A 22,756-nucleotide genomic window follows, 5' to 3' on the forward strand; every position below is an offset into this window, starting at 1 on the left:
TTGCGCTTAGGCGGTCTGTTTTATCAAGACGCCTACCGCCTGCGCTTGTCCGTGCCAGATTCCGCCCTCAGGCGGGTTCGTCTCATCAAACGGCGGTGAAACCTGCCAGTGGCCTTCTGGCAAAATGAATGCGCCGGCATGCAGGCTGGCGTTAACCAGCACAAGCCAACGACTAGAAAGCAAAATCTGTAGCTGATGCTCCCCCTGCTCCCACTGCGACGGCGTCAAAGGCTGTCCTTCTCTATTCAGCCACTGCACCGCGCCGTCCCCTTCTTGCCACCACGTTTCCTGCTGTAACGCCGGGATCGTGCGACGCAGTTGGATCAATCCGGCGACAAATTCACGTAAGCCACGATCCGCATGATCCCAATGCAGCCAGGTTAATTCGTTGTCCTGACAGTAAGCGTTGTTGTTACCCTGCTGGCTATGCCCCAGTTCATCACCCGCCAGCAGCATCGGTGTTCCCTGCGACAGAATCAGCGTCGTCAGCAGTGCCTTCTGGCTCGCCAGTCGGCGTTGACGGATATCGTCGTCTGCCTCAAGCCCTTCTGTGCCGTGGTTATTGCTGAAGTTACTGTCTGTGCCGTCGCGGTTGCCCTCGCCGTTGGCGTCATTGTGCTTGTGGTTGAAACTCACCAGATCGCGCAACGTAAAGCCGTCATGGGCCGTCAGTTTGTTGATCGAGGCGTAAGGCAGGCGGTCGCGCTGCTGGAAGATGTCGCTGGAGGCGGCAAAACGGCAGGCAAATGCGCCGAGGGAAATGTCACCATGCAGCCAAAAGCGGCGCATATCGTCACGATAACGGTCGCTCCATTCGGCGAACGGCGTCGGAAATTGACCCAGTTGATAGCCGCCATGCCCGATATCCCACGGTTCGGCGATCAGCTTGCAGCCCTGCAAGCGGCTATCGTTTTTCATAGCGGACAGCAGCGGCGCGGCAGCGGTAAAGTCAGGAGTGCGACCCAGCACCGTTGCCAGATCGAAACGAAAACCATCAACGTGGCAGACCTCACGCCAGAAGAGCAGGCAGTCCATCACCCAGTCGATCACCGCTGGATGATTCAGGCGCAGCACATTGCCGCAGCCAGTCCAGTTGTGGTACTCACCGCTTTCGCCCAGCCAGTAATAACTGCGGTTGTCGATGCCGCGCTGGCACAGCGTAGGGCCTTCAACGTCCAGTTCCGCGCTGTGGTTGAATACCACATCCAGAATGACCTCAATACCCGCGCTATGCAGCGCTTTCACTGCATCTCGGAATTCGTTCAGCGCGTCATCGCCTGCGGCCAGACTGTTATCCACCGCAAACGGCAGCAATACGTTATAGCCCCAGTAATTACGCAGCCCAATCTGTTGAAGTCGGGGTTCATCGGCATGCTGCTGCACCGGAAGCAGTTCCAACGCGGTGATGCCCAGCGATGTCAGATAATCAATCATCACCGGGTGACCCAACGCCGCATAGCTGCCACGAATATCTTCGGGAATATCAGGGTGCAGTTGCGTCAACCCGCGAACATGCGCCTCATAAATTACCGTCTGGTTCCAAGGCGTTTGTGGATGTTGGTCATCCTGCCAGTCGTAATCCTCTACCGTAACCACGCACTTCGCCATAATCTCAGCGCTATCGCGTTCATCCCGCTGGTCAATTCCGCCTTGCAGGCTAGCGTCATCCACCACCCAGCCATCAAGCTGGCGGGCGCACGGGTCTAACAGCAGCTTATGCGGGTTGAAACGTAAACCCTGTGACGGCTCGAACGGCCCATCGACCCGGAAACCGTAACGCAAGCCAGGCTGCGCATCGGGAAGATAGCCGTGCCAGATATCGCCGCTGCGCGCGGTCAGCACGATGCGCTGTTCCTGCTGACGCTCATCAAACACGCACAGCTCTACCCGCTCGGCATCGGCGGAAAACAGAGCGAAATTCACGCCGTTACCGTCAAAACTTGCCCCCAGCGGCGTCGGCTTACCCGTCTGCAATTCCGCCATTTACGTCTCCTTCACCAGATACAGCGTGGCGAGCGGTGGAATGGTCAGAACAAGGGAGTGCTGGCGTTGATGACTACCCCACTCCTCGCTATAAATCGTCCCGACATTGCCCTGATCGCTACCGTTGTAGTGAACAGAATCGGTGTTCATGACTTCACGCCAGCCGCCGGGCTGGTTGATGCCAATCCGATAGCCGTAACGTGGCACAGGCGTAAAGTTGCTGATCACCAGCACTTCATTGCCTTGTTCATCGCGTCGAATAAAAGCGAAGACCGAGTTTTCCCGATCGTCCACCACCAGCCATTCAAAGCCCTGCGGCTGAAAATCCAGCTGATACAGCGACGGCTGCTGGCGATAGTAATGGTTAAGATCGCGCACCAGCGCCTGCACACCACGATGCCACCCTTCTGGTTCATCCAACAGATGCCAATCCAGACTGGCGTCGTGATTCCATTCACGCCCTTGCGCAAATTCGCAGCCCATAAACAGCAGCTTCTTGCCGGGATAGGCCCACATAAAGCCGTAATAGGCACGTAAATTAGCGAATTTCTGCCACACATCACCGGGCATGCGATCCAGCAGCGAACGCTTGCCATGTACCACTTCGTCGTGAGACAGCGGCAGCACAAAATTCTCGCTATAGGCGTATAACATGCCGAATGTCAGCAGATCGTGATGGTATTTGCGGTGAACCGGATCGAGCTGCATATAGGTCAGCGTGTCGTGCATCCAGCCCATATTCCACTTGTAGTGAAAGCCCAAACCGTTGCAGTCAGGCGGCAGCGTGACACCCGGATAATCAGTGGACTCTTCGGCAAGCGTAATCGCAGCGGGTGCCGCATGACCCAGCATGTGGTTGGTGTAGCGTAGAAACGCGATGGCTTCGAGGTTCTCTTTACCGCCGTAATGGTTCGGCACCCACTCGCCTTCACTGCGGCTGTAGTCGCGATAAATCATGGAGGCCACGGCGTCTACCCGCAGCCCATCAATGCCATAGCGCTCCATCCAGAACAGCGCGTTACCCGCCAGATAGTTACGCACCTCATGGCGGCCATAGTTATAAATCAGCGTGTTCCAGTCCTGATGATAACCTTCGCGCGGATCGGCGTACTCATAGAGCGCAGTGCCGTCAAACTGTGCCAAGCCGTATTCGTCACCGGGAAAATGCCCCGGCACCCAGTCCAGCAAGACGTTGATTCCCGCACCATGAAGCGCATCAACAAACGCTCTAAACTCTGATGCTGTACCGAAACGGCGCGTTGGTGCATACAGCCCTAGCGGCTGATAACCCCAACTGCCATCGAACGGGTGTTCGTTAATCGGCATCAACTCAACATGGGTGAAGCCCATGTACTGCACATAATCAATCAGTTGGTTCGCCAATTCCTGATAGCTCAGCCAGAAATTGTTATCCGTATGCCGCCGCCAGGAACCGAGGTGGACTTCATAAATGGAGATAGGAGAGCGCAGGCTATTCGCCTCGCGACGAGCCTCATTAGTTGGGACTTTCTCAGGCAGCGGCGTAATCAGCGATGCGGTATCTGGGCGCATTTGCGCTTCAAATGCATAAGGATCGGCCTTCAGCCGGACGCTACCGTGGCTGTCGATCATTTCGTATTTGTAGAGCTGGCCTGCTTTCACATCAGGTAGAAACAGCTCCCAAATGCCGTTTTCCTTGCGTAGCCGCATCGGGTGACGTCGGCCGTCCCAGAAGTTGAACTGCCCCACCACCGAAACACGTTGAGCGTTCGGCGCCCAGACGGCAAAGCGCGTGCCTTCAACGCCATCTAGCGTTTCCAGATGTGCACCTAGCCGCTCGTAAGGTCGCAGGTGGGTACCTTCGGCTAAAAGCCAAATGTCCATATCCTGCAACAGCGGGCCAAAACGGTAAGGATCTTCAATCACCCAGGTTTCTTCACGCCAGGTCACAGCCAACTGGTAGTGAAAAGCGTGTTTCCGACGCGGCACAAGACCACAAAAAAAACCGCGTCCATCGACACGTTCCAGCTCGACAATTTTTTGTCCATTGCTGGCATCAACAACCCAGGCAGCCTCCGCATCCGGCAGTAACGCTCGAACTTCAAGACCTTTGGAGGAATGATGCATACCTAACAGCGAAAACGGATCGGCATAATGCCCGGAAATAAGTGAATTAATCGCCTCAGAAAACGCTGACATGGTATCCATCCTCTGATTAACCATTTGAATTAAATAAATAAGCTATATAAAAAACGCATCACGTTGCGTTTATATTCTTCCGTCACTTATTTTTAACAAAAATCCAATAAAAATAATGAGTTATTAGCTTGCTAATGAATAACGGCGACGTGTAAAAATAATGAATACTATGAAAGAGTTCTTGAACAACGCGCCCTAATTTAGCGTAGTCAAAGAACGGAGAAATATCTGAGAACTGATGAAATTTTTCCGTTTATATTTATATGAATAAGTTATGACGCGGGATAATTAGCATCTTTTGTTTAAAGATCGATTCGTCCGCTAGCAAAAAGCAGTACAATTTGGCGATTGTGCATGTTGAGACCCCGTCCATGGTTAGCCAGGTTGATCTGATTCTTTCCCTGTTACAGCAGATGTGTGTTTATCTGGTTATCGCCTATCTGCTCAGTAAAACACCGCTGTTTATCCCGCTGATGCAGGTCACCATCCGCCTGCCGCACAAGCTGGTCTGCTATCTGGTTTTTTCCGTGTTTTGCATTATGGGAACCTACTTCGGTCTGCATATAGACGATTCTATTGCCAATACCCGCGCGACGGGCGCAGTGCTCGGCGGTATGTTGGGCGGCCCTTCCGTTGGCTTTCTTGTCGGGTTGACTGGCGGGTTACACCGCTATTCGATGGGCGGTATGACAGCGCTGGCCTGTATGCTATCGACCATTGCCGAAGGTCTGCTCGGCGGGCTGCTACATCGCTATCTGGCACGCCGTAACCGTATCGATCTGCTCTTTAAGCCCCTCGTCGTTGGCCTGACCGCGCTGGTTGCGGAGATACTACAAATGGCGATTATTCTGCTGGTTGCTCGACCGTTTGATAACGCCGTTGAACTGGTGAGGGATATTGCGCTACCGATGATGATCACCAATACCATTGGTTCCGCCATGTTCATGCGCATCCTGCTCGACAGGCGCGCTATTTTCGAAAAATACACCTCCGCTTTTTCCGCCAAGGCGTTGCAAATCGCGGCACGCGCCGAAGGGGCACTGCGTCAGGGGTTCAACCCGCAAAACAGTATGCGCGTTGCCCGTATTTTGTATGAAGAGCTGGGTGTCGGTGCCGTGGCGATTACCGATCGCGACAAACTGCTGGCCTTCATTGGGTTGGGTGATGACCACCACAATGTCGGTGCGCCCATCACGTCATCACACACGCGCCGGGCGATAGACAATAATCAGGTGGTGTACGCCGACGGTAACGAGGTGTCTTATACCTGTTCAGTGTCATCACACTGCAAACTCGGCTCCACGCTGGTGATTCCGCTACGCGGCGAAGATCAGCGCGTTGTCGGCACGATCAAGCTTTATGAGCCCAAGAATAAGCTATTTTCCAGCATTAACCGTACGCTGGGAGAAGGGATCGCTCATCTACTTTCCGCACAGATTCTGACAGGCCGTTTTGAACAACAGAAACAGCTGCTGGCGCAGTCGGAAATCAAGCTACTGCACGCACAGGTCAACCCGCATTTTCTGTTTAACGCACTCAATACGCTGTCCGCAGTGATACGACGCAATCCCGATCACGCCCGCCAGTTGGTGCTGTCTCTGTCGACGTTTTTCCGTAAAAATCTCAAGCGCAGCAACGATGAAGTGTCGCTCAATGACGAGCTGGAGCACGTTAACGCCTATCTGGAAATCGAAAAGGCACGCTTTGCCGATCACCTGACGGTAGAAATCTCGCTACCGGAGGCGCTGCGTGAAGCGCGACTACCGGCATTTTCCCTGCAACCGATTGTCGAAAATGCGATTAAGCACGGCACCTCGCAGATGATTGAACACGGACACATCCACATTAGCGGACGTCTGCACGCCAACACGCTGGAACTGTCAGTAGAAGATAATGCTGGCACCTATCAACCCCGCAGCGGTGGCGATGGGCTAGGCATGAATCTGGTCGACCGCCGTATTAAAGCGCGCTACGGCAACCGCTATGGCATCACGGTAGTCAGCGAAACAGATAAATTCACCCGGGTCGAAGTACGCGTCCCGCTGATTTCAGCGCGCAAGGCATTGGAAAAACTGGATAGCGTGGCGTGACGAGGTGGATAAACATGTCAGGTCGTCAGAATAAAATCAGGCTAATGAAAACTGCCTGAAAGCAGGAGACGACGCTTAGTCTGACGGGTGATTCAAGCCGGATGCATCTTCGATTGATATATATCGGGACGCGTAATCGTCCAGACATAGTTTTCTTTGTTAATCGGAGAATATCCTGCTTTTTCATAGAGCCATGGTGCAGTTGATGTTAGTAGCATAATACGCCGCAACCGCTTAAGTACTGGGTGGTCGAGGCAGCATTCCATTAACCAGCTTCCCAACTTTTGCTGCTGATATTCTTCCAGTATATAAACATCACAGAGATAACCGAAAGTCGCAAAATCCGTCACGACTCGCGCCAACCCAATCTGCTTATCGTCAGTAAATAAACCGAAATTAAGGCTGTTAGTGATAGATTCCCGAACCGTATCGATATCAATGCCTTCTGCCCAACTTGAACGCGTTAAATAACAATGTATGGCATGAATATCCAATAGATCATTATTCGTCGTAACAACAAATTTCTGATTTTTCCATGTCAATACTCGTGACATATCCTGTTCACTGTTGGTATGCATTCGTTGATGTTCTCGATATGACCTGAGTATGAAACTGGCGCAACACCAATCGATGTCGCGCCAGAAAGCAGGAGAACTATAGCAAGATAACTATAGCGAGATAACTACAACAGGATGCGCAGCATACGGCGCAGCGGTTCAGCGGCTCCCCACAGCAGCTGATCGCCGACCGTGAAGGCGGACAGGTATTCCGGCCCCATGTTCAGCTTACGCAGACGACCGACCGGCGTAGAAAGCGTGCCGGTTACCGCGGCAGGTGTCAGTTCACGCATGGTAATATCGCGATCGTTCGGGACCACTTTCACCCAGTCGTTGTGGGTTGCCAGCAGTTGTTCAATTTCCGGCAGCGCGACGTCTTTTTTCAGTTTGATGGTGAACGCCTGGCTGTGGCAGCGCAGTGCGCCGACGCGCACGCAGAGACCATCAACAGGAATGACGCTGCTGGTGCTCAGAATCTTGTTAGTTTCCGCCTGACCTTTCCACTCTTCACGGCTCTGGCCGTTATCCAGCTGTTTGTCGATCCACGGAATCAAGCTACCTGCCAACGGTACGCCGAAGTTATCGGTCGGCAGCGAACCGCTACGGGTCAGCGCTGTCACTTTACGTTCGATATCCAGAATCGCAGAAGCCGGATCTTGCAGCTCTTTCGCGACTTCGCCGTGCAGGGCGCCCATCTGAGCAAGCAGTTCACGCATGTGACGCGCACCGCCGCCAGAAGCCGCCTGATACGTCGCAGCAGAAACCCACTCCACTAAATTGTTAGCAAACAGGCCGCCCAATGACATCAGCATCAGGCTGACGGTACAGTTACCGCCTGCAAAGGTTTTGATACCTTTATCCAGACCCTGTTGAATCACCCCGTGGTTCACCGGATCCAGGATAATAATCGCATCATCTTTCATACGCAGTGAGGATGCGGCATCAATCCAATAACCCTGCCAGCCACTTTCACGCAGCTTTGGGTACACTTCATTGGTATAATCGCCGCCCTGACAGGTAATGATGATGTCCAGCGCGCGCAATGCTTCGATATTATAAGCATCCTGCAACACGCCTTGATGGCCGCCCAGCGCAGGTGCGGGTTCGCCATGCTGAGAAGTCGAAAAGAATACCGGGTGAATCACATCAAAGTCGCGTTCTTCGACCATGCGCTGCATGAGAACCGAGCCGACCATACCGCGCCAGCCAATAAAACCAACATTTTTCATGGTAACTGTCCTGCTTTGGGGGTAACAAAAAGAATTCTGGCTAACGTCGATAGCGCTTAGTTATTGCTGACTCAGTGATCTGCCGCAGAGGCTGCGCGTGTCGTGTCGTAAACCTGTAAATTATCGTGTCGTTCAACCTTACAAAATGTACATAAAGTCGCAAGTGAATTTATTCGATAGTACGGCATTTTTCAGCAGTCATTCTAATATCATCAACCTGACACAGGATAATAACGTTGGCCAGTCCATAAAGATGGCCCCGGTCAGGAAACACGGTTTTGGGAGTAAAGAACCAACATGACAGAAATGATCTCCGCAACGGTACTACTGTTGCTCATAATGGACCCACTCGGCAACCTGCCGATTTTCATGTCCGTACTCAAGCACCTCGACCCTAAACGCCGACGTGTGGTGCTGATCCGCGAAATGCTGATTGCACTCGGGCTAATGCTGATTTTCCTGTTCGCCGGTGAACACATTCTGGCGTTCCTGAATCTGCGCACCGAAACCGTGTCTATTTCCGGCGGTATCGTGCTGTTCCTCATCGCAATTCGGATGATTTTTCCTTCGCAAGAAGGCAACAGCAGCGGATTGCCAGCAGGAGAAGAACCGTTTCTGGTGCCAATGGCGATTCCACTGGTGGCGGGGCCATCGATTCTGGCAGCGTTGATGCTGCTTTCCCACCAGTATCCCAATCAGTTATCCCACCTGACGCTGGCGCTGTTTATCGCCTGGACGATCTCCTTCATCATCCTGCTGATGTCTGATTTGTTCTTGCGGTTGCTGGGTGAGAAAGGCGTGAGCGCGCTGGAGAAATTGATGGGCCTGATTCTGGTGATGCTATCGACGCAGATGTTCCTCGACGGCATACGTGCTTATATGAAGTTATAGCCGCGTCATTCTCCCCTGTGTCTTATACATAACTGCGCAAATTATTATGAGGGTTGACGTTATCCGGCGTAAAAATTATGCAGCGGTGGGCATGACCACCGAGTGAGCGGCAGGGACGCCGCGAAAGACGGTGCCGCGCCGGGAGCGCGTCACCGTCGGCTCGAAAGGTGGTCATGAACGCTGATGGCACCGCGTAGCGGCATAATTTATGCCAGAAGCCTGGGGGTCATGGGGCGAGCGGCGTTTGAGCCGTCCCATGTCGGGCGCGTGCTACGAAGTAGCATGAAAATAACGACATTCTCGCGCACGAAACCATCTCTTAGTCGGCATAAAAAATGTGACTAAAATCCCCCCGCCACAAGGTGGGGGTTAAACACATTAGAGGAAAATACTCCCCACTAACGCGATCAGGAAGGCGATGGTGCCGAGCAGCGTTTCCATCACCGTCCAGGTTTTCAGGGTTGTTTTCTCGTCCATTTCGAGGAAACGGCCAACCAGCCAGAAGCCTGAGTCATTCACATGCGACAGCACGGTCGCACCACCCGCAATCGCCACCACAATAAAGCAGAGATCGAACTGGCTCAGGCCGGGGGTCGCCGCAACCGCAGGCGCCATCAGCGCCGCCGTGGTCGTCAATGCCACCGTCGCCGAACCCTGCGCGACACGCAGTGCCGCAGAGACCACAAACGCGGCCACAATCACTGGCATACCTGTATCCGCCAACACGCCAGACAGCGCATCGCCAATACCGCTAGAACGCAGAACACCACCGAACATCCCGCCCGCACCGGTTACCAAAATAATCGAGCAAACAGGCCCCAGTGCGCCTTCACAGATCTTCTCAAGGTGTCTACGGCTATGCTGGCCGCTAAACATAATCATGGCAAACAAGACGGTAATCAGCAGCGCAACCGGCGTTTTCCCCAGCATTCGCAGGAACTGCACCAGACTGCTATCATCACTGATGACACCCATTACCGTCAGGGTATTCAATCCCGTATCGAGGAAAATCAGGATCAGTGGCAGCAACAGCACCCACATCACCACGCTGAACGGAGGCGGCGTATGCTGCTCATCCGCTTTGACTTCAGTCAGGAAGGTTGACGGCAATGGTAAATGGAATTTTTTACCCGCCCACAGGCCGAACAGATAACCGCCAAAATACCAGGTAGGGAAAGCAATCACGGCCCCCACCAACACCAGCAGACCAATGTTGGCACCCAGCAATTCACTGGCAGCAACCGGGCCGGGATGTGGCGGCAGCAAGGCGTGCATAACGGCAAAGGCACCCGCCGCTGGGAACGCATAGGTCAGCGTTGAACCGCCAAAGCGTTTCGCCACGCTGAAAATAATCGGCAACATCACGATCAGCCCAGCGTCGAAAAAGATCGGGAAGCCGAACAGCAGAGAGGCAAGGCCCAGCGCGAAAGGCGCGCGTTTCTCACCAAATTTATTAATTAGCGTATCCGCCAGCACATTCGCACCACCGGTGACTTCCAACAGGCGGCCAATCATTGCCCCCAGACCAACCAACAGGGCAACAGATGCCAACGTGCTGCCGAAACCACTGAGCAACGTAGGAACAAGTTTCTCGAAAGGCGTTTTTGTCGCCAGCGCCGTGATCAAGCTCACCAGCGTCAACGCTAGGAATGCGTGGACACGGAAGCGCATAATCAGCACCAGTAACAGTGCGACCGAACCTGCGGCGATGGTTAATAGCACACTGGCGCTATAAGCGGATGTTATTTCTGTCATCGTTAATAATCTCTTTAGGGCACCCAGTCTGGATTGGCTGATTGTTTGTGAGGTGTATCACATCATCATTTGATACCGGTAACATGATACGGGTAACATGTTAAAGTCTGGAACCATTAAGTATCATTTAATTTACAGTTTGCGATAGAGATCAAATTATGTCAGGTCGAAGCATTATTCTGATGGGCGTATCAGGCAGTGGAAAATCCTCAGTTGGCGCTGAACTTGGCCGCGCCATTCAGGCAAAATTTATTGACGGTGACGATCTGCATCCGCGCGCCAATATTCAGAAAATGGCCAGCGGTACACCGTTGAATGACGATGACCGCGCTCCGTGGCTGGAGCGGCTCAGCGATGTCGCCTACAGCCTGGCGCACAAAAACGAGACTGGCATCATCGTCTGTTCCGCGCTGAAAAAGCGTTACCGCGATCGCCTGCGCGAAGGGAACGAAAAGATGGTGTTTATCTATTTGAAAGGCAGCTTTGAACTGGTTCTGGAGCGTCACAAAGCCAGAGCAGGACACTTCATGCCGACAGACCTGCTGAAAAGCCAGTTCGATGCGCTGGAAGAACCGGGCAGCGATGAGCCGGATGTCCTGAAGGTCGATATTGACGGCACTCGAGAAGATGTGGTGCAGCGCTGCGTTGAAGCACTGCGCGCAGCAGGCTAACGCCAAGGCTTAGAGGCTTTCGCCGTCCAGCACGGTAAAACCGACATCGACCATTTCCAGCTCCACCGGCTCGCCTCGCAGGCGGGCCAGCAGGCGCTCGGTGCCGACGCGTCCCATGTGTTCACGCGGCGTCAATACACTAGCCAACTTCGGCACCATCGCCTGCCCGATATCGTGACCGTGGAAACCAGCGACGCCGATGTCTTCCGGCACGCGTAGCCCCTGCCGCTGGCATTCAAACATCGCGCCGACGGCTAAGTCGTCATTGGTGCAAAACACGCTATCGACCTGCGGGTATTCCGCCTGCGTCTGCCGCAGTAGTTCACCACCGAGCGAATAAGAAGACGCCCGCTCGCTCATCACGCAATAACTCTTGAGATCGCTTTCCCACATCGCCTGCTCGTAGCCGCGACAGCGCATAATCGTACGCTCATCCTGTCGCGCGCCGAGATAGACAATATGACGATGCCCCAGTGCGACCATGCGCAGCGTCATCTGTCGCGCGGCTTCGACGTTATCAAATCCGACAGCCATATCCAGACAGGGTGAAACGGAATCCATCAGCTCCACCACCGGAATACCGGCGACGTCCAGCATCTGACGCGTTCGCGGCGTGTGGGTGCGCTCAGCCAGAATAAGCCCGTCAATGTGATACGACAGCAGTGAAGTCAGACGCTGCTCTTCTTTGTCAGGATGGTAGCCATAGTGCGCCAGCATGGTCTGGTAACCGTGCGCTTCTGCCGTGCGCTCAATCCCGCGCAGTACCTCAGCGAAAACCTGATTGGTTAATGATGGCAGCAGTACGCCAATCGCCCGACTGGTCGAGCTGGCGAGCATATTGGGTGCGAGATTAGGGATATAGCCCAGCTCATCCAACGCAATGGCGATCTTTTCCTGCAACGCGGCTGACACCTGAGCGGGATTACGCAAATAGCGGCTTACCGTCATTTTGGTAATCCCAACGCGATCGGCAACATCCTGGAGAACGGGTCTTTTTTTCTTCATCATCGACTAAAAGCGTCTGAAAAACAGTGCTCTAAGTCTAGCAAAAAAAACGTAAAGAAAGTAAAGGCAAAGAAACAGAATCTAAAGGATAGCGTGAAGCTTTTAAGAGAATAAAAAGCCCGCGTCCTTACCTACGCGGGCTTATCCGTTATTCCTTCGCCGTCGTTATACCGGCGGTAAATCAAACAGCAGAATTTCACTGTCTTCGCTGGCGTGTACGGAAATAGCCGTTTCATCCCAGACCGCAAATGCATCGCTGGTTTCGGCTTTCTGGCCGTTAATCTCTACACTGCCACGCACCACCTGAACCCAAACGCGACGATCGGCCTGAATCTGATACTCCGCCTGTTCCTGCGCTTTCAGCGCCCAGCGCCACAGCGTCATGTCCTGAAAGACTTTCAGCGAGCCTTCACGCGCATCTGGGGAGAGCACCAGTTGGCGACCTTGAAGCACATCAAAGCGCTTCTGCTCGTAGCGCGGCGTCAGCCCGGTTTTTTCCGGGATAATCCAGATTTGATACAGGTGCAGCTGTTCATCCTTACTGGCATTGTACTCAGAGTGACGAATGCCCGTTCCCGCGCTCATAATCTGGAATTCGCCCGCTGGCACCTGCTCTTTATTTCCCATGCTGTCCTGATGCTCAACCGCACCGGATAAAACATAGGTCAGAATTTCCATATCTTTATGCGGGTGCGTGCCAAAGCCCTGACCACCTTCGATAAAGTCTTCGTTAATAACGCGCAGTGCTGAGAATCCCATGAAATCAGGATCGTAATAATCAGCGAATGAGAATGTATGCCAGCTGTCGAGCCAGCCGTGATTAGCATGTCCGCGATCTTGCGCTTGACGTAAATAGATCATGTTCTTTCCTCCTGCGTTTCTGATAAGGAAAGTGTAACGGGCGGAGGAAAATAAGATAGCGCAAAAAACTCACCGCTCTGTTCGAAAAATCAGAACGGGATGCTGCATTGGGGAATGGGGTACAACACACACTCATTTGTATGGAAAATTGTATATGGAACAATTTCGCACGGAACCAGAGATTAACTCCAGTTCCGTGTTTGATGATTACTTAACAACACCTACCGCTGTTGGGTCGGGATATAACATAGTCCACCGACCATTATCATTGTTAACGCTGGTTCCGGTCGCTGAAAGTTGATAGGTATCCGCATTCATTACAACATAGCGACGATTAGACAGAGCAAGCAACGTACCGTTGCCATTACCAGAATCGGTATAAATGAACGACTCGCTGTCGGTCACATTGTCAGCAGACGCTAATAAACGCCCTTCAGCAGAAACAGAAATATATTTACCCGTCTGTATCGAACGAAAAGCGAATCTATTCTGATTAATGTAAACAGCTTGAATCCCACTATTTACCGACGGATTGACCCCATTCACGGTAATGCACCGGTGACGGCAGCCAGCGTTCCCGTATTATCCTTATTCAGAGATTTACTGACGGACTGCAACACAATATAAATATTGCTTGATGAAGAAGAATTCATGGCATTAATTAATCCTTCATAGGAAGGATGGTCAAAATAGAATTTCCCTATCGGCATACGGCTAATGACTTCTTTCGTGTACGGTAGCTTGGTTTCAGCAACGCCGGCAGCAGTAAATAAGCTGAGAATCCCCCGATATATTGGTCTGAACTCGCCACGAAACGCAGAAGAGATAGTCAGGCCGGGGATCCATGAACGTCCTTTTCCCATATCAGCAAGCGTATAACCTTTACCAGGAATCGGCGTATAGGGAACCGTATATCCCAAGTTATATTTCGCTGTATACTCCGCCGCCTTAACGAGTGGATAGCTATTATTCGGGTAGCTCACCATCTCTGCGCCATTAGTGTGATATTGACGCTGGTTATAGCCAATCTGTGCGGCCATCACTAATAATCCTAATCCCCCTTGCGCATGCGCCTGATCCCGACCACTCTCCTGCAGTTGGCCATTATCATTTTGTATATAATGGATAACCGAACCGTTGCCTTCACCCTGTTTAAAATACGTTACGGCATTATCATATATTTCAGAATCGTTCAGCCAGACACCTAAGCTCAAGTTAAATACCGTGTCGGCCGCATCCCAATTGCCATTCGCCCAACCGCCATTCACCTGACCATACGTTTTGGTTAATGGGTAAAATACGTTGGTCATCATTTTACTAAACTGCGCAATATCAGCCGACGACCAACCGCTGCCGCTATAGCGTAAAATTTCAGCCGCATTAAGCAATTTATAGCCATAAAGGCTGGCGGCAAGTTGTGCGTCGTTGCCCTTAATTTCCGTTAATGTTGCTGACCAGCCGTTAAGAATTTTTATCGCCGCATTAGCATAAGCGGGATTTTTGGTAATCGCCCATTCAATTGCAAGGGACAATGCGGCTGAAGCACTATTCTGTAATTCGCCATTTCCCGCACTTCCATTTGTGGGGTCGTTTCGGTATACCACCGCTTTAGGCGTGACCGAATAAGTGGAACCTGCCAAATAGTGAGATTGCAGCAGTTGCCAATCTGAATACCAAGGTTCCTGCTTATTATTGACCCCTGCCTTCATCCGCTCCAAATCGGCTTGCGTATAAAGCATACCTGGGTGCAGGAACGCTTTATCATTAGCCGCAGCGTGGCTCACAGTTAGTCCGCCTAAAAACAGACTCAACAACATAATTATTAAGACAAATACACTTTTTTTCCTACTCATGCAGATATCCATACACAGTTTCCCTTTTATCAATAGATGTCTATGCCGAAGCGATACCAGTCCATTTTTCCAGAACAGTATCATCAATAATCGCGCGGCAGGGCAATCGCCAGCACGATGTATCGGTTCGACACCAGAGAATAATTGATAGCGATGGAATCAAGGCAAGGGGTTTCGGAAGATCAAAGCAGGGTTGTCTGTCTGGGAGCGTTGTTCGACAGGCAAAAAAAAGCCAGCACCCGAGCTGGCTAAATAATACTGGAAGCAATGTGAGCAATGTCGTGCCTTCACAGGGAAGCTGGATCGTCGTGAACACCCTTAACAAATCATCGTTAAACAATTTATCGTTAAACAACTCATCATTAACACAGGTACATGACATCGTTCCCCGGAACGCACAGCAATAATAATCATTATCATTCGCACTTGTAAAGTGCTTTTTGCGATAAATTCTTATTCTCAATACGGACTGCAGAACAGCCCGTTTTACTCCATACCGATCGTTTAAAAACCGAGATACACGGAGCGACCACGGGGCGAGGTATCCCTACGGGAACCTCATCCCCGTGTTTCTCCTAAAATGAGGATTACGTGAGCTGCATTAACCGTTTTGCTCCGCTTCTGCTTTTTACTCTGGCTGCGCTAATGACCTCGCCAGCAGCGTGATCGGGTGCTCACACCGTTTGCTGGTCGACATCTCAATCTGCCATTTACAGGTTTCGCAGTCCGTCACCACGATATCGACGCCGCTCTCTTCAATCTGCTGGAACAGCGGAGCGCCAATGCCCTGCGACGTGGCGTAATTCTCTTTCTTAAAGCCGTAAGTACCCGCAATACCGCAGCACTGGGAATCCAGCATCACCAGTTCAAGACCGGGGATGCGTTGCAGCAGCGCTAAGGTATACGCCGTCCAGCCCATCCGTTCCAAGTGGCAAGGTGTGTGATATGCCACCCGCAGCGGCAATTTACGCAGCGGTAGCGTTCGCCCTTCTTCTTCCAGCAGGCGATAGAGCTGACGCGTCACGAGTTCGATACCATCACGCACGTGGCCGTTGTCCACACCCAGCAGATGTGGATACTCGTCCCGCAGCGTGAACGTACAGCTGGATGACGTTGCGACTACGGGCAGGGATTTCTGATTGATCGCCTCATCCAGTGATTTGATATTCGCGTGCGCCTGCTTTCTGGCTTTGTCGTGAAAACCATTGGCGATCAGAGGCACACCACAGCATTTCTCTTTATTCAGCAACTGAACGCCAATCCCCATCGCATTAAAGACCTGAACCAGATCTTTACCCAGTTGCGGATGGTTGTAGTTCACATAACAGCCGTGGAAATAAGCGACTTGCTCATCATAAGCCTGCTGCTTTGCTGCCTGCTGGCGATACCAGCGCCGAAAGGTGCCGAACGAGTATTTTGGCAGTTGGCGACGGTGGTCGATTTTCAACGCCTTATCCAGCAGTTGGCGCACCGGTTTCAGGCTGGTAGCCGTATTGACCAGCGGCGCAAACGGCGTGGCAATCGACCCCATGAAGTCGGTATGACTAAGAATCGCGTCGCGCAGCGTCGGCTTATGATTACTGTGCGTCGCTTTCGCACGCTGAATGATGTCACCAATTTTGACATCCGACGGGCACGCGACTTCACAGCGTTTGCAGTTGGTGCAGTATTTCAGCGCATCGTCGTACAGCGCCGGATCCTTGCGGCGCAGGCGCTCGCCGTCCGGCCCAGCCTGTTTCGGACCAGGATAAAGCGGATTCACACGCGAAACCGGACAGTACGTGGTACAGACCGTACATTTGATGCAATCTTCAAAACTGTTATCGCTAAGCAGGCTCATGGGTTGCCCTCCTTCAGGATCTGTTCGGCAACATGGAGCGCGCTGAGTAAGGAAACGCCAGCCCCACATCCCTGCACAATCGGGTCGAAACCTTCCAGTACTGCGCCAATCGCGTACAGATTGTTGACCGTCTCACCCGCGATACGCGGATGCAGATGTTCATCGACGATCGCACCAAATTGCATATAGGGCTGAGGTGCAAACACGTCCTGCTGGCTCCAGCCCTCGCGCTGCTCAGCAAACCGAATGTCTAGCCCAAAGACCGGCTCAGTCACCCGATCAAACTGTGTCACTAGCCCGTTACTGAAGAAGCTACCGCTCGCCAGCACCGCGTGTTTCGCCCGCAGCGGAATATCGCGGTGATGATGGCTATGAATCGCAATTTCTTGCGGAGACAGCGAGGCGCGCACCGCGCGATCGCCCGGCATCACCATGCCACCCAATTGGCGAAAACGCTGTGACAGCGCCTGATGCAAACGTAACCCGAGTACTGACGGCGGTAATGTCGGTAACAGCAGCACCGGTTTACCTAACGCATCAGAGAGTTCACGCACGATCTCAGGGCTGTCCAATCCCAGACAGGCAGGCATGATGATGGCATCGTTACCGTTAGCCAGAAGCGATAGCTCTTCCACCAGCGCCGCGCGGTTTTCTGGTCGATCCAGCACGCGGGCAATATTTACCGCGCGGAATTCGCTAGGATTTTGACGCAACCGATCCAGCACGGGCAGTTTGAGTTCATCACTACGTGCCGCGATACCCTGCGTCTGAAGCGTGCCAGCCACAATTCGGGACTGAAAATCCAGAAAGCCCTCAATACCAGCAATGAGCGGATTGTCACCAAAATGAGAATCCGGCAGGCCACGTGTGACACCGTCAACCGGGCTTAGCCAGCATGCACGAAACTTACCTAACGGCGTCATACGCCAGTGATTCTGCTGATGATTGCCCAACAGGGAAATATTGCTGCGTTCCAACAATGCCTCGACCTGTGGTAACAGTGCGGCAACTGCCGCCGCCCCCATACGAGAATAAGGGTGATGAGGTGCCTGACGCGCCAGCTCGCCCAGCGCATCGAGTGGCTGGCTAACGGGCTGTCCGTCAGGGAGATGAGAGAGTAAATCCAGCGCGCCGGAAGAAAAATGCAGTGCATTCTGCCCAGCGCTGACAATCGCGCAGCGTTTTCCCTGTTCTGCCAAGCGGATGCCGCAGGTCAGCCCTGCCAGTCCGCCGCCAATAATCACAACGTCATAGCGCATGACGATCCTCCTGACTGTCGCTGGCCGTCAAGCCGCACAATCCCTGATAAATCCAGCTGGTAAACTCGCTTTCGCGCAGCGCATTACCCCACGCGATGGGGCGAATGCCTTTCCAACGTTCGTTCAAAAACTGGCTGAGCTGCGTGAGCGACTGCTCTGGTGTCGCGGTGCCCAGACGGCACAACAGACCTGCCGCACGGCAGGCGCACAGCTCACCCTGACAGGTGCCCATGCCAACACGAGTACGCCGACGTAAATCAATCAGGTTATTCACCTGCAATGATTCCACGGCGTAGCGCACTTCCCCCGCCGTCACGGCCTCACATTCGCACACCAGACTGCGGTCCAGACGTTCACCGGACAGCATTCGCCCAGCGCGTTCACCGTGGCGATAGATCGCCGAACCACGTAGCGGCGCAGAGAGCGGTTTTGCCGCGGGATACGCTGACAGAGCGTGGGGGGCGGTTTTCACTTCACTCAGCGATTCAGAACCGGGTAACGGCGTCTGCGCCGTCGAACAAGCGACGTCATGACCCAGCTTTTTGCAGATAGCGTCCGTCACCCATTCCGCCATCAGGCGATAGGTCATCAGCTTGCCGCCAGTGATGGTAATAAATCCTTCCAGCCCATCGCGGCTGGCATGGTCGAGCAGCACAATGCCGCGACTCACGCTACGCCCGCTGGGATCGCTATCGTTGGCAACCAGCGGTCGGACGCCCGCATAGGCGCGTAGAATTCGCGTGCTTGCCAGCGAGGGAGCCAGCATCGAACCTTCCCGCATCAGCGTTTCCACTTCAGCAGGCGTCACCAGCATATTGTCGATCTGATCGTAGTCGATGTGGGTTGAGGTGGTACCAATCAGCGAAATGGTATCGCCCGGCACCAGAATGTCGGCATCGGCCGGTTTGCGGCAACGGTTGATCACCATGTTGTTGATGCGGTGCCCGAGAATCAGCAGCGCGCCCTTTGCCGGGAACATGCGCACACGCAAATCGGCATATTCCGCAATGTGTTGTCCCCAGATACCACCGGCATTAACCACTACCTGCGCGTATATTTCTGTTTCTACACCTTTTTTATGGTCGAAAACGCGCACGCCGGTAATACGGTCACCCTGACGAATCAGCCCGATGACCTCATGATAGGTCAACACTTCCGCACCGTGCTCGCAGGCATCAATCATGTTGGCCGCTGTCAGGCGAAAAGGATCCACAGAGCCATCCGGCACGCGCACCGCGCCAATCAGTGTCGGGTTTGCTGCGGGTTCCAGCCGCAGCGCTTCCTGCGGATCCAGCGCCTGCGCGCCAATCCCAGCCTGCTGGCAAGCGGTAATGAATTGCGCCTGCCAACCGAGATCGTCTTCCGGCAAGGTGATAAACAGACCGTCAGTAGGCTCAATACAGTGCCGGGCGATCCGCCGAAGAATTTGGTTCTCTTCAATACATTCGCGGGCAGATTCACCATCCGTCACTGCATAACGGGCGCCGCTGTGTAATAAGCCGTGATTACGCCCGGTCGCACCGGTCGCAATATCATAACGTTCAAGTAACAGGCAGCGCAGTCCGCGCAGGGCACAGTCCCGTGCTGTACCCGCGCCCGTCGCACCACCGCCAATGACAACCACGTCAGTTTCACGCCAGTTCCCAGTGTTTTGCTTCATATTCTCGCTCCAGGCGGAGGATATAGAGGGTATGTATGTTGCTATTGGGACACAAAAAGAAGGGTTAATGTTTGATAAAGAGCAAAAACGAACACTAAACGAAAGCAAAGGGGAGTTTAAAAACAATAAGTGTGATTTGGGTCACTAAAACCACACTGTGGAATTTTCCTATTCTGTTAACATGAGCGCAAAAATCGTCACAGTTTCATAAAAGTGTAACATTAGCGTCATGAATCACACTCATTTGTACGCTAGCCCCTTACAATAACGTTCGTAATAGAACAAAAAAGCTATCGTTTTTTTTCGCATTGGAGATATCTATGCTGAGTATTTTTAGGCCCGCCGCCCACCAGCCACGCGTGTCGCAAGATCACGTCGATCCGCTCTATCGTCGCCTGCGTTGGCAGATTTTCATGGGGATCTTTTTTGGCTACGCCGCCTACTATCTGGTACGCAAAAACTTCACCTTGGCGATGCCTTATCTGATTGAACAGGGCTTCTCGCGCGGTGACCTTGGCTTTGCACTGTCCGGCATCTCCATCGCCTACGGTTTTTCCAAATTCATCATGGGTTCGGTCTCTGACCGTTCAAACCCACGGGTTTTCCTGCCTGCTGGTCTAATTTTGGCGGCTGCCGTCATGCTGTTCATGGGTTTTGTACCGTGGGCAACCTCCAGCATTGCCGTCATGTTCGTCCTGCTGTTCCTGTGCGGCTGGTTCCAGGGTATGGGCTGGCCACCGTGCGGACGTACTATGGTTCACTGGTGGTCACAGAAAGAACGTGGTGGCATCGTGTCCGTATGGAACTGTGCGCATAACGTCGGCGGCGGACTTCCACCTCTGCTCTTCCTGCTGGGTATGGCCTGGTTTAACGACTGGAAAGCAGCACTCTACATGCCTGCCTTCGCCGCCATTCTGGTTGCACTCATCGCATTTGCCTTAATGCGTGATACCCCGCAATCCTGTGGTCTACCGTCAGTTGAAGAGTACAAAAACGACTATCCAGTTGATTACAATGAAAAAGATGAAGAAGAACTGACAGCTAAGCAGATCTTCATGCAGTACGTTTTCCCGAACAAACTGTTGTGGTACATCGCTATCGCCAACGTCTTCGTTTACCTGCTGCGTTACGGCATCCTCGACTGGTCACCGACTTACCTGAAAGAAGTTAAACACTTCGCACTGGATAAATCGTCCTGGGCGTACTTCCTGTATGAATACGCGGGTATTCCGGGCACGCTGCTGTGCGGCTGGATGTCTGATAAGGTGTTCAAAGGTAACCGTGGTGCAACGGGCGTATTCTTCATGGTACTCGTTACCATCGCCACCATCGTTTACTGGATGAACCCAGCCGGTAATCCGGGTGTGGATATGGCATGTATGATCGTCATCGGCTTCCTGATTTACGGCCCGGTTATGCTTATCGGTCTGCACGCGCTGGAACTGGCACCGAAGAAAGCGGCAGGCACAGCGGCAGGCTTCACCGGTCTGTTCGGCTACCTCGGTGGCTCCGTTGCCGCCAGCGCCATAGTCGGCTACACCGTTGACTTCTTCGGTTGGGACGGCGGCTTCATGGTGATGATTGGCGGCAGCATTATGGCTGTGCTTCTGTTGATTGTTGTTATGCTGAATGAGAAAAAACATAAAGCAGAGTTAGCCAATCGCGCCTAACCCGCTCTTGTAAGCATCCCTCTGGCGGCGTCCTGATGACGCCGCCTTTCTCTCAACAGAAAGAGGTTTGATCGCATGAACGTTACCGTAACATCTCTGATCTCCGCCCTCGCGCTCTCCGTGTCCTTTAGTGCTTCTAGTAACGCCGACACTTCCGCTTCATCAACCGATAAAATTGTCATTGCCCACCGTGGTGCCAGCGGTTATCTGCCTGAGCATACGCTTCCGGCGAAGGCGATGGCCTACGCTCAGGGTGCCGATTATCTGGAACAGGATTTGGTACTCACTAAAGATAACGCGCTTATTGTCCTGCACGATCACTATCTGGATCGCGTTACCGATGTGGCAGAACGTTTCCCACAGCGTGCCCGCAAAGATGGACGTTTTTACGCTATCGACTTTACGCTGAAAGAGATCAAATCACTGAAATTCACCGAAGGGTTCGACATCAAAGACGGCAAGCATGTACAGAGCTACCCAAACCGTTTCCCGATGTGGAAATCCGACTTCCGCATTCATACCTTTCAGGAAGAGATTGAATTTATTCAGGGTATGAACCACTCAACTGGCAAGAACATCGGCCTCTATCCTGAAATCAAAGCACCGTGGTTTCACCATCAGGAAGGGAAAGACATCGCACGCGAAACGCTGACCGTGCTGAAGCAGTATGGCTATACGGAGAAAAGCGATAAGGTCTTCCTGCAATCGTTTGATGTTGCAGAGTTAAAGCGCATCAAAACCGAATTACAGCCACAGATGAAGATGGATCTGAATCTGATTCAACTGGTCGCCTATACCGACTGGCATGAAACCTACGAAAAACAGGCCGATGGGGCGTGGGTGAATTACAACTACGATTGGATGCAAAAGCCCGGTGCAATGAAACAGATTGCGACCTATGCCGACGGTATCGGCCCGGACTACCACATGCTAGTTCAAAAAGGGTCGACGCCTGGCAACATCACCTTTACCGATATGGTGAAGGAAGCCCATCAGCACAAACTTCAGGTGCACCCGTTTACGGCAAGAGCCGACAGGCTACCGACGTACGCCAAAGATATCGATCAGCTCTATGACATTCTCTACTATCAGGCGGACGTTGACGGCCTGTTTACCGATTTTCCCGACAAAGCAGTCGATTTTCTGAAAAAGCCGCGCTGAAGTTATCATGCTGGTCACTTAAGCATGGATTTAGAGGGAAACACGATGATGAGGCTCCCGCAGGGATGCCTCGCACCGTGGTCGCCCTCGGTA

At 52.8% G+C, this 22,756-nt stretch carries 17 protein-coding genes; 5 read left to right on the top strand and 12 right to left on the bottom strand.

The window, feature by feature from the left end; genetic code table 11:
* Positions 1–6 precede the first annotated feature (6 nt).
* A complete protein-coding gene (glgX, locus tag A0G03_RS09135; protein WP_048262850.1) occupies positions 7–1,983 on the bottom strand; it encodes a glycogen debranching protein GlgX in 1,977 nt (658 codons plus the stop codon).
* Positions 1,984–4,161: a 1,4-alpha-glucan branching enzyme gene (glgB, locus tag A0G03_RS09140; RefSeq protein WP_048262852.1), complete on the bottom strand. Its 2,178-nt coding sequence runs from the start codon at positions 4,159–4,161 to the stop codon at positions 1,984–1,986. It abuts the gene before it with no gap.
* Between the two features lie 371 nt (positions 4,162–4,532).
* On the opposite strand from glgB, the gene A0G03_RS09145 reads away from it, so the two are divergent.
* Positions 4,533–6,251: a sensor histidine kinase gene (locus A0G03_RS09145; RefSeq protein WP_048262854.1), complete on the top strand. Its 1,719-nt coding sequence runs from the start codon at positions 4,533–4,535 to the stop codon at positions 6,249–6,251.
* A 92-nt stretch (positions 6,252–6,343) separates the two neighbouring features.
* Here A0G03_RS09145 and A0G03_RS09150 read toward each other — a convergent pair whose 3' ends face one another.
* Together A0G03_RS09150 and asd are read right to left on the bottom strand one after the other, a co-directional pair.
* Positions 6,344–6,829 (bottom strand): GNAT family N-acetyltransferase, encoded by a 486-nt coding sequence (locus A0G03_RS09150; protein WP_080965272.1) that lies wholly within the window; start codon positions 6,827–6,829, stop codon positions 6,344–6,346.
* A gap of 104 nt (positions 6,830–6,933) precedes the next feature.
* On the bottom strand, positions 6,934–8,037 hold the full coding sequence (gene asd / locus A0G03_RS09155; RefSeq protein ID WP_048262856.1) for an aspartate-semialdehyde dehydrogenase: 1,104 nt from the start codon (positions 8,035–8,037) through the stop codon (positions 6,934–6,936).
* A gap of 297 nt (positions 8,038–8,334) precedes the next feature.
* On the opposite strand from asd, the gene A0G03_RS09160 reads away from it, so the two are divergent.
* Positions 8,335–8,928, top strand: a complete 594-nt coding sequence (locus A0G03_RS09160; protein ID WP_011095628.1) for a YhgN family NAAT transporter — start codon at positions 8,335–8,337, stop codon at positions 8,926–8,928.
* A 378-nt stretch (positions 8,929–9,306) separates the two neighbouring features.
* Here A0G03_RS09160 and A0G03_RS09165 read toward each other — a convergent pair whose 3' ends face one another.
* Entirely contained in the window at positions 9,307–10,683 is a 1,377-nt protein-coding gene (locus tag A0G03_RS09165) for a GntP family permease (protein WP_048262858.1), read from the bottom strand.
* A 158-nt stretch (positions 10,684–10,841) separates the two neighbouring features.
* On the opposite strand from A0G03_RS09165, the gene A0G03_RS09170 reads away from it, so the two are divergent.
* Complete coding sequence (locus tag A0G03_RS09170; protein ID WP_039474158.1) at positions 10,842–11,354, top strand: gluconokinase; 513 nt, start codon at positions 10,842–10,844, stop codon at positions 11,352–11,354.
* Positions 11,355–11,363: 9 nt separating this feature from the next.
* Here A0G03_RS09170 and gntR read toward each other — a convergent pair whose 3' ends face one another.
* The 7 genes from gntR to glpA form a co-directional block, all read right to left on the bottom strand.
* Positions 11,364–12,359 (bottom strand): gluconate operon transcriptional repressor GntR, encoded by a 996-nt coding sequence (gene gntR / locus A0G03_RS09175; RefSeq protein WP_048263003.1) that lies wholly within the window; start codon positions 12,357–12,359, stop codon positions 11,364–11,366.
* 165 nt (positions 12,360–12,524) lie between these two features.
* The gene (locus A0G03_RS09180; protein ID WP_048262860.1) at positions 12,525–13,220 is read right to left on the bottom strand and encodes a pirin family protein; all 696 of its coding nucleotides are present in this window, start codon (positions 13,218–13,220) and stop codon (positions 12,525–12,527) included.
* Positions 13,221–13,427: 207 nt separating this feature from the next.
* Complete coding sequence (locus A0G03_RS21970) at positions 13,428–13,766, bottom strand: fascin domain-containing protein (protein WP_223250558.1); 339 nt, start codon at positions 13,764–13,766, stop codon at positions 13,428–13,430.
* Complete coding sequence (locus A0G03_RS09185) at positions 13,763–15,073, bottom strand: alginate lyase family protein (RefSeq protein ID WP_223250559.1); 1,311 nt, start codon at positions 15,071–15,073, stop codon at positions 13,763–13,765. The genes A0G03_RS21970 and A0G03_RS09185 overlap by 4 nt, the downstream gene beginning before the upstream one ends.
* Positions 15,074–15,701: 628 nt before the next feature.
* Positions 15,702–16,913, bottom strand: coding sequence for an anaerobic glycerol-3-phosphate dehydrogenase subunit GlpC (glpC, locus tag A0G03_RS09195; protein WP_048262862.1), 1,212 nt, complete (start codon positions 16,911–16,913; stop codon positions 15,702–15,704).
* Entirely contained in the window at positions 16,910–18,172 is a 1,263-nt protein-coding gene (glpB, locus tag A0G03_RS09200; RefSeq protein ID WP_048262864.1) for a glycerol-3-phosphate dehydrogenase subunit GlpB, read from the bottom strand. The genes glpC and glpB overlap by 4 nt, the downstream gene beginning before the upstream one ends.
* Positions 18,162–19,832, bottom strand: a complete 1,671-nt coding sequence (gene glpA / locus A0G03_RS09205; protein WP_048262866.1) for an anaerobic glycerol-3-phosphate dehydrogenase subunit A — start codon at positions 19,830–19,832, stop codon at positions 18,162–18,164. The genes glpB and glpA overlap by 11 nt, the downstream gene beginning before the upstream one ends.
* Positions 19,833–20,152: 320 nt before the next feature.
* Here glpA and glpT point away from each other — a divergent pair, with 320 nt between their 5' ends.
* Positions 20,153–21,502: a glycerol-3-phosphate transporter gene (gene glpT / locus A0G03_RS09210; protein ID WP_048262867.1), complete on the top strand. Its 1,350-nt coding sequence runs from the start codon at positions 20,153–20,155 to the stop codon at positions 21,500–21,502.
* A 75-nt stretch (positions 21,503–21,577) separates the two neighbouring features.
* Positions 21,578–22,663, top strand: coding sequence for a glycerophosphodiester phosphodiesterase (gene glpQ / locus A0G03_RS09215; RefSeq protein ID WP_048262870.1), 1,086 nt, complete (start codon positions 21,578–21,580; stop codon positions 22,661–22,663).
* The last annotated feature ends 93 nt before the right edge of the window (positions 22,664–22,756 follow it).

It is taken from the genome of Pectobacterium peruviense (genome assembly GCF_002847345.1).
Lineage (GTDB): Bacteria > Pseudomonadota > Gammaproteobacteria > Enterobacterales > Enterobacteriaceae > Pectobacterium > Pectobacterium peruviense.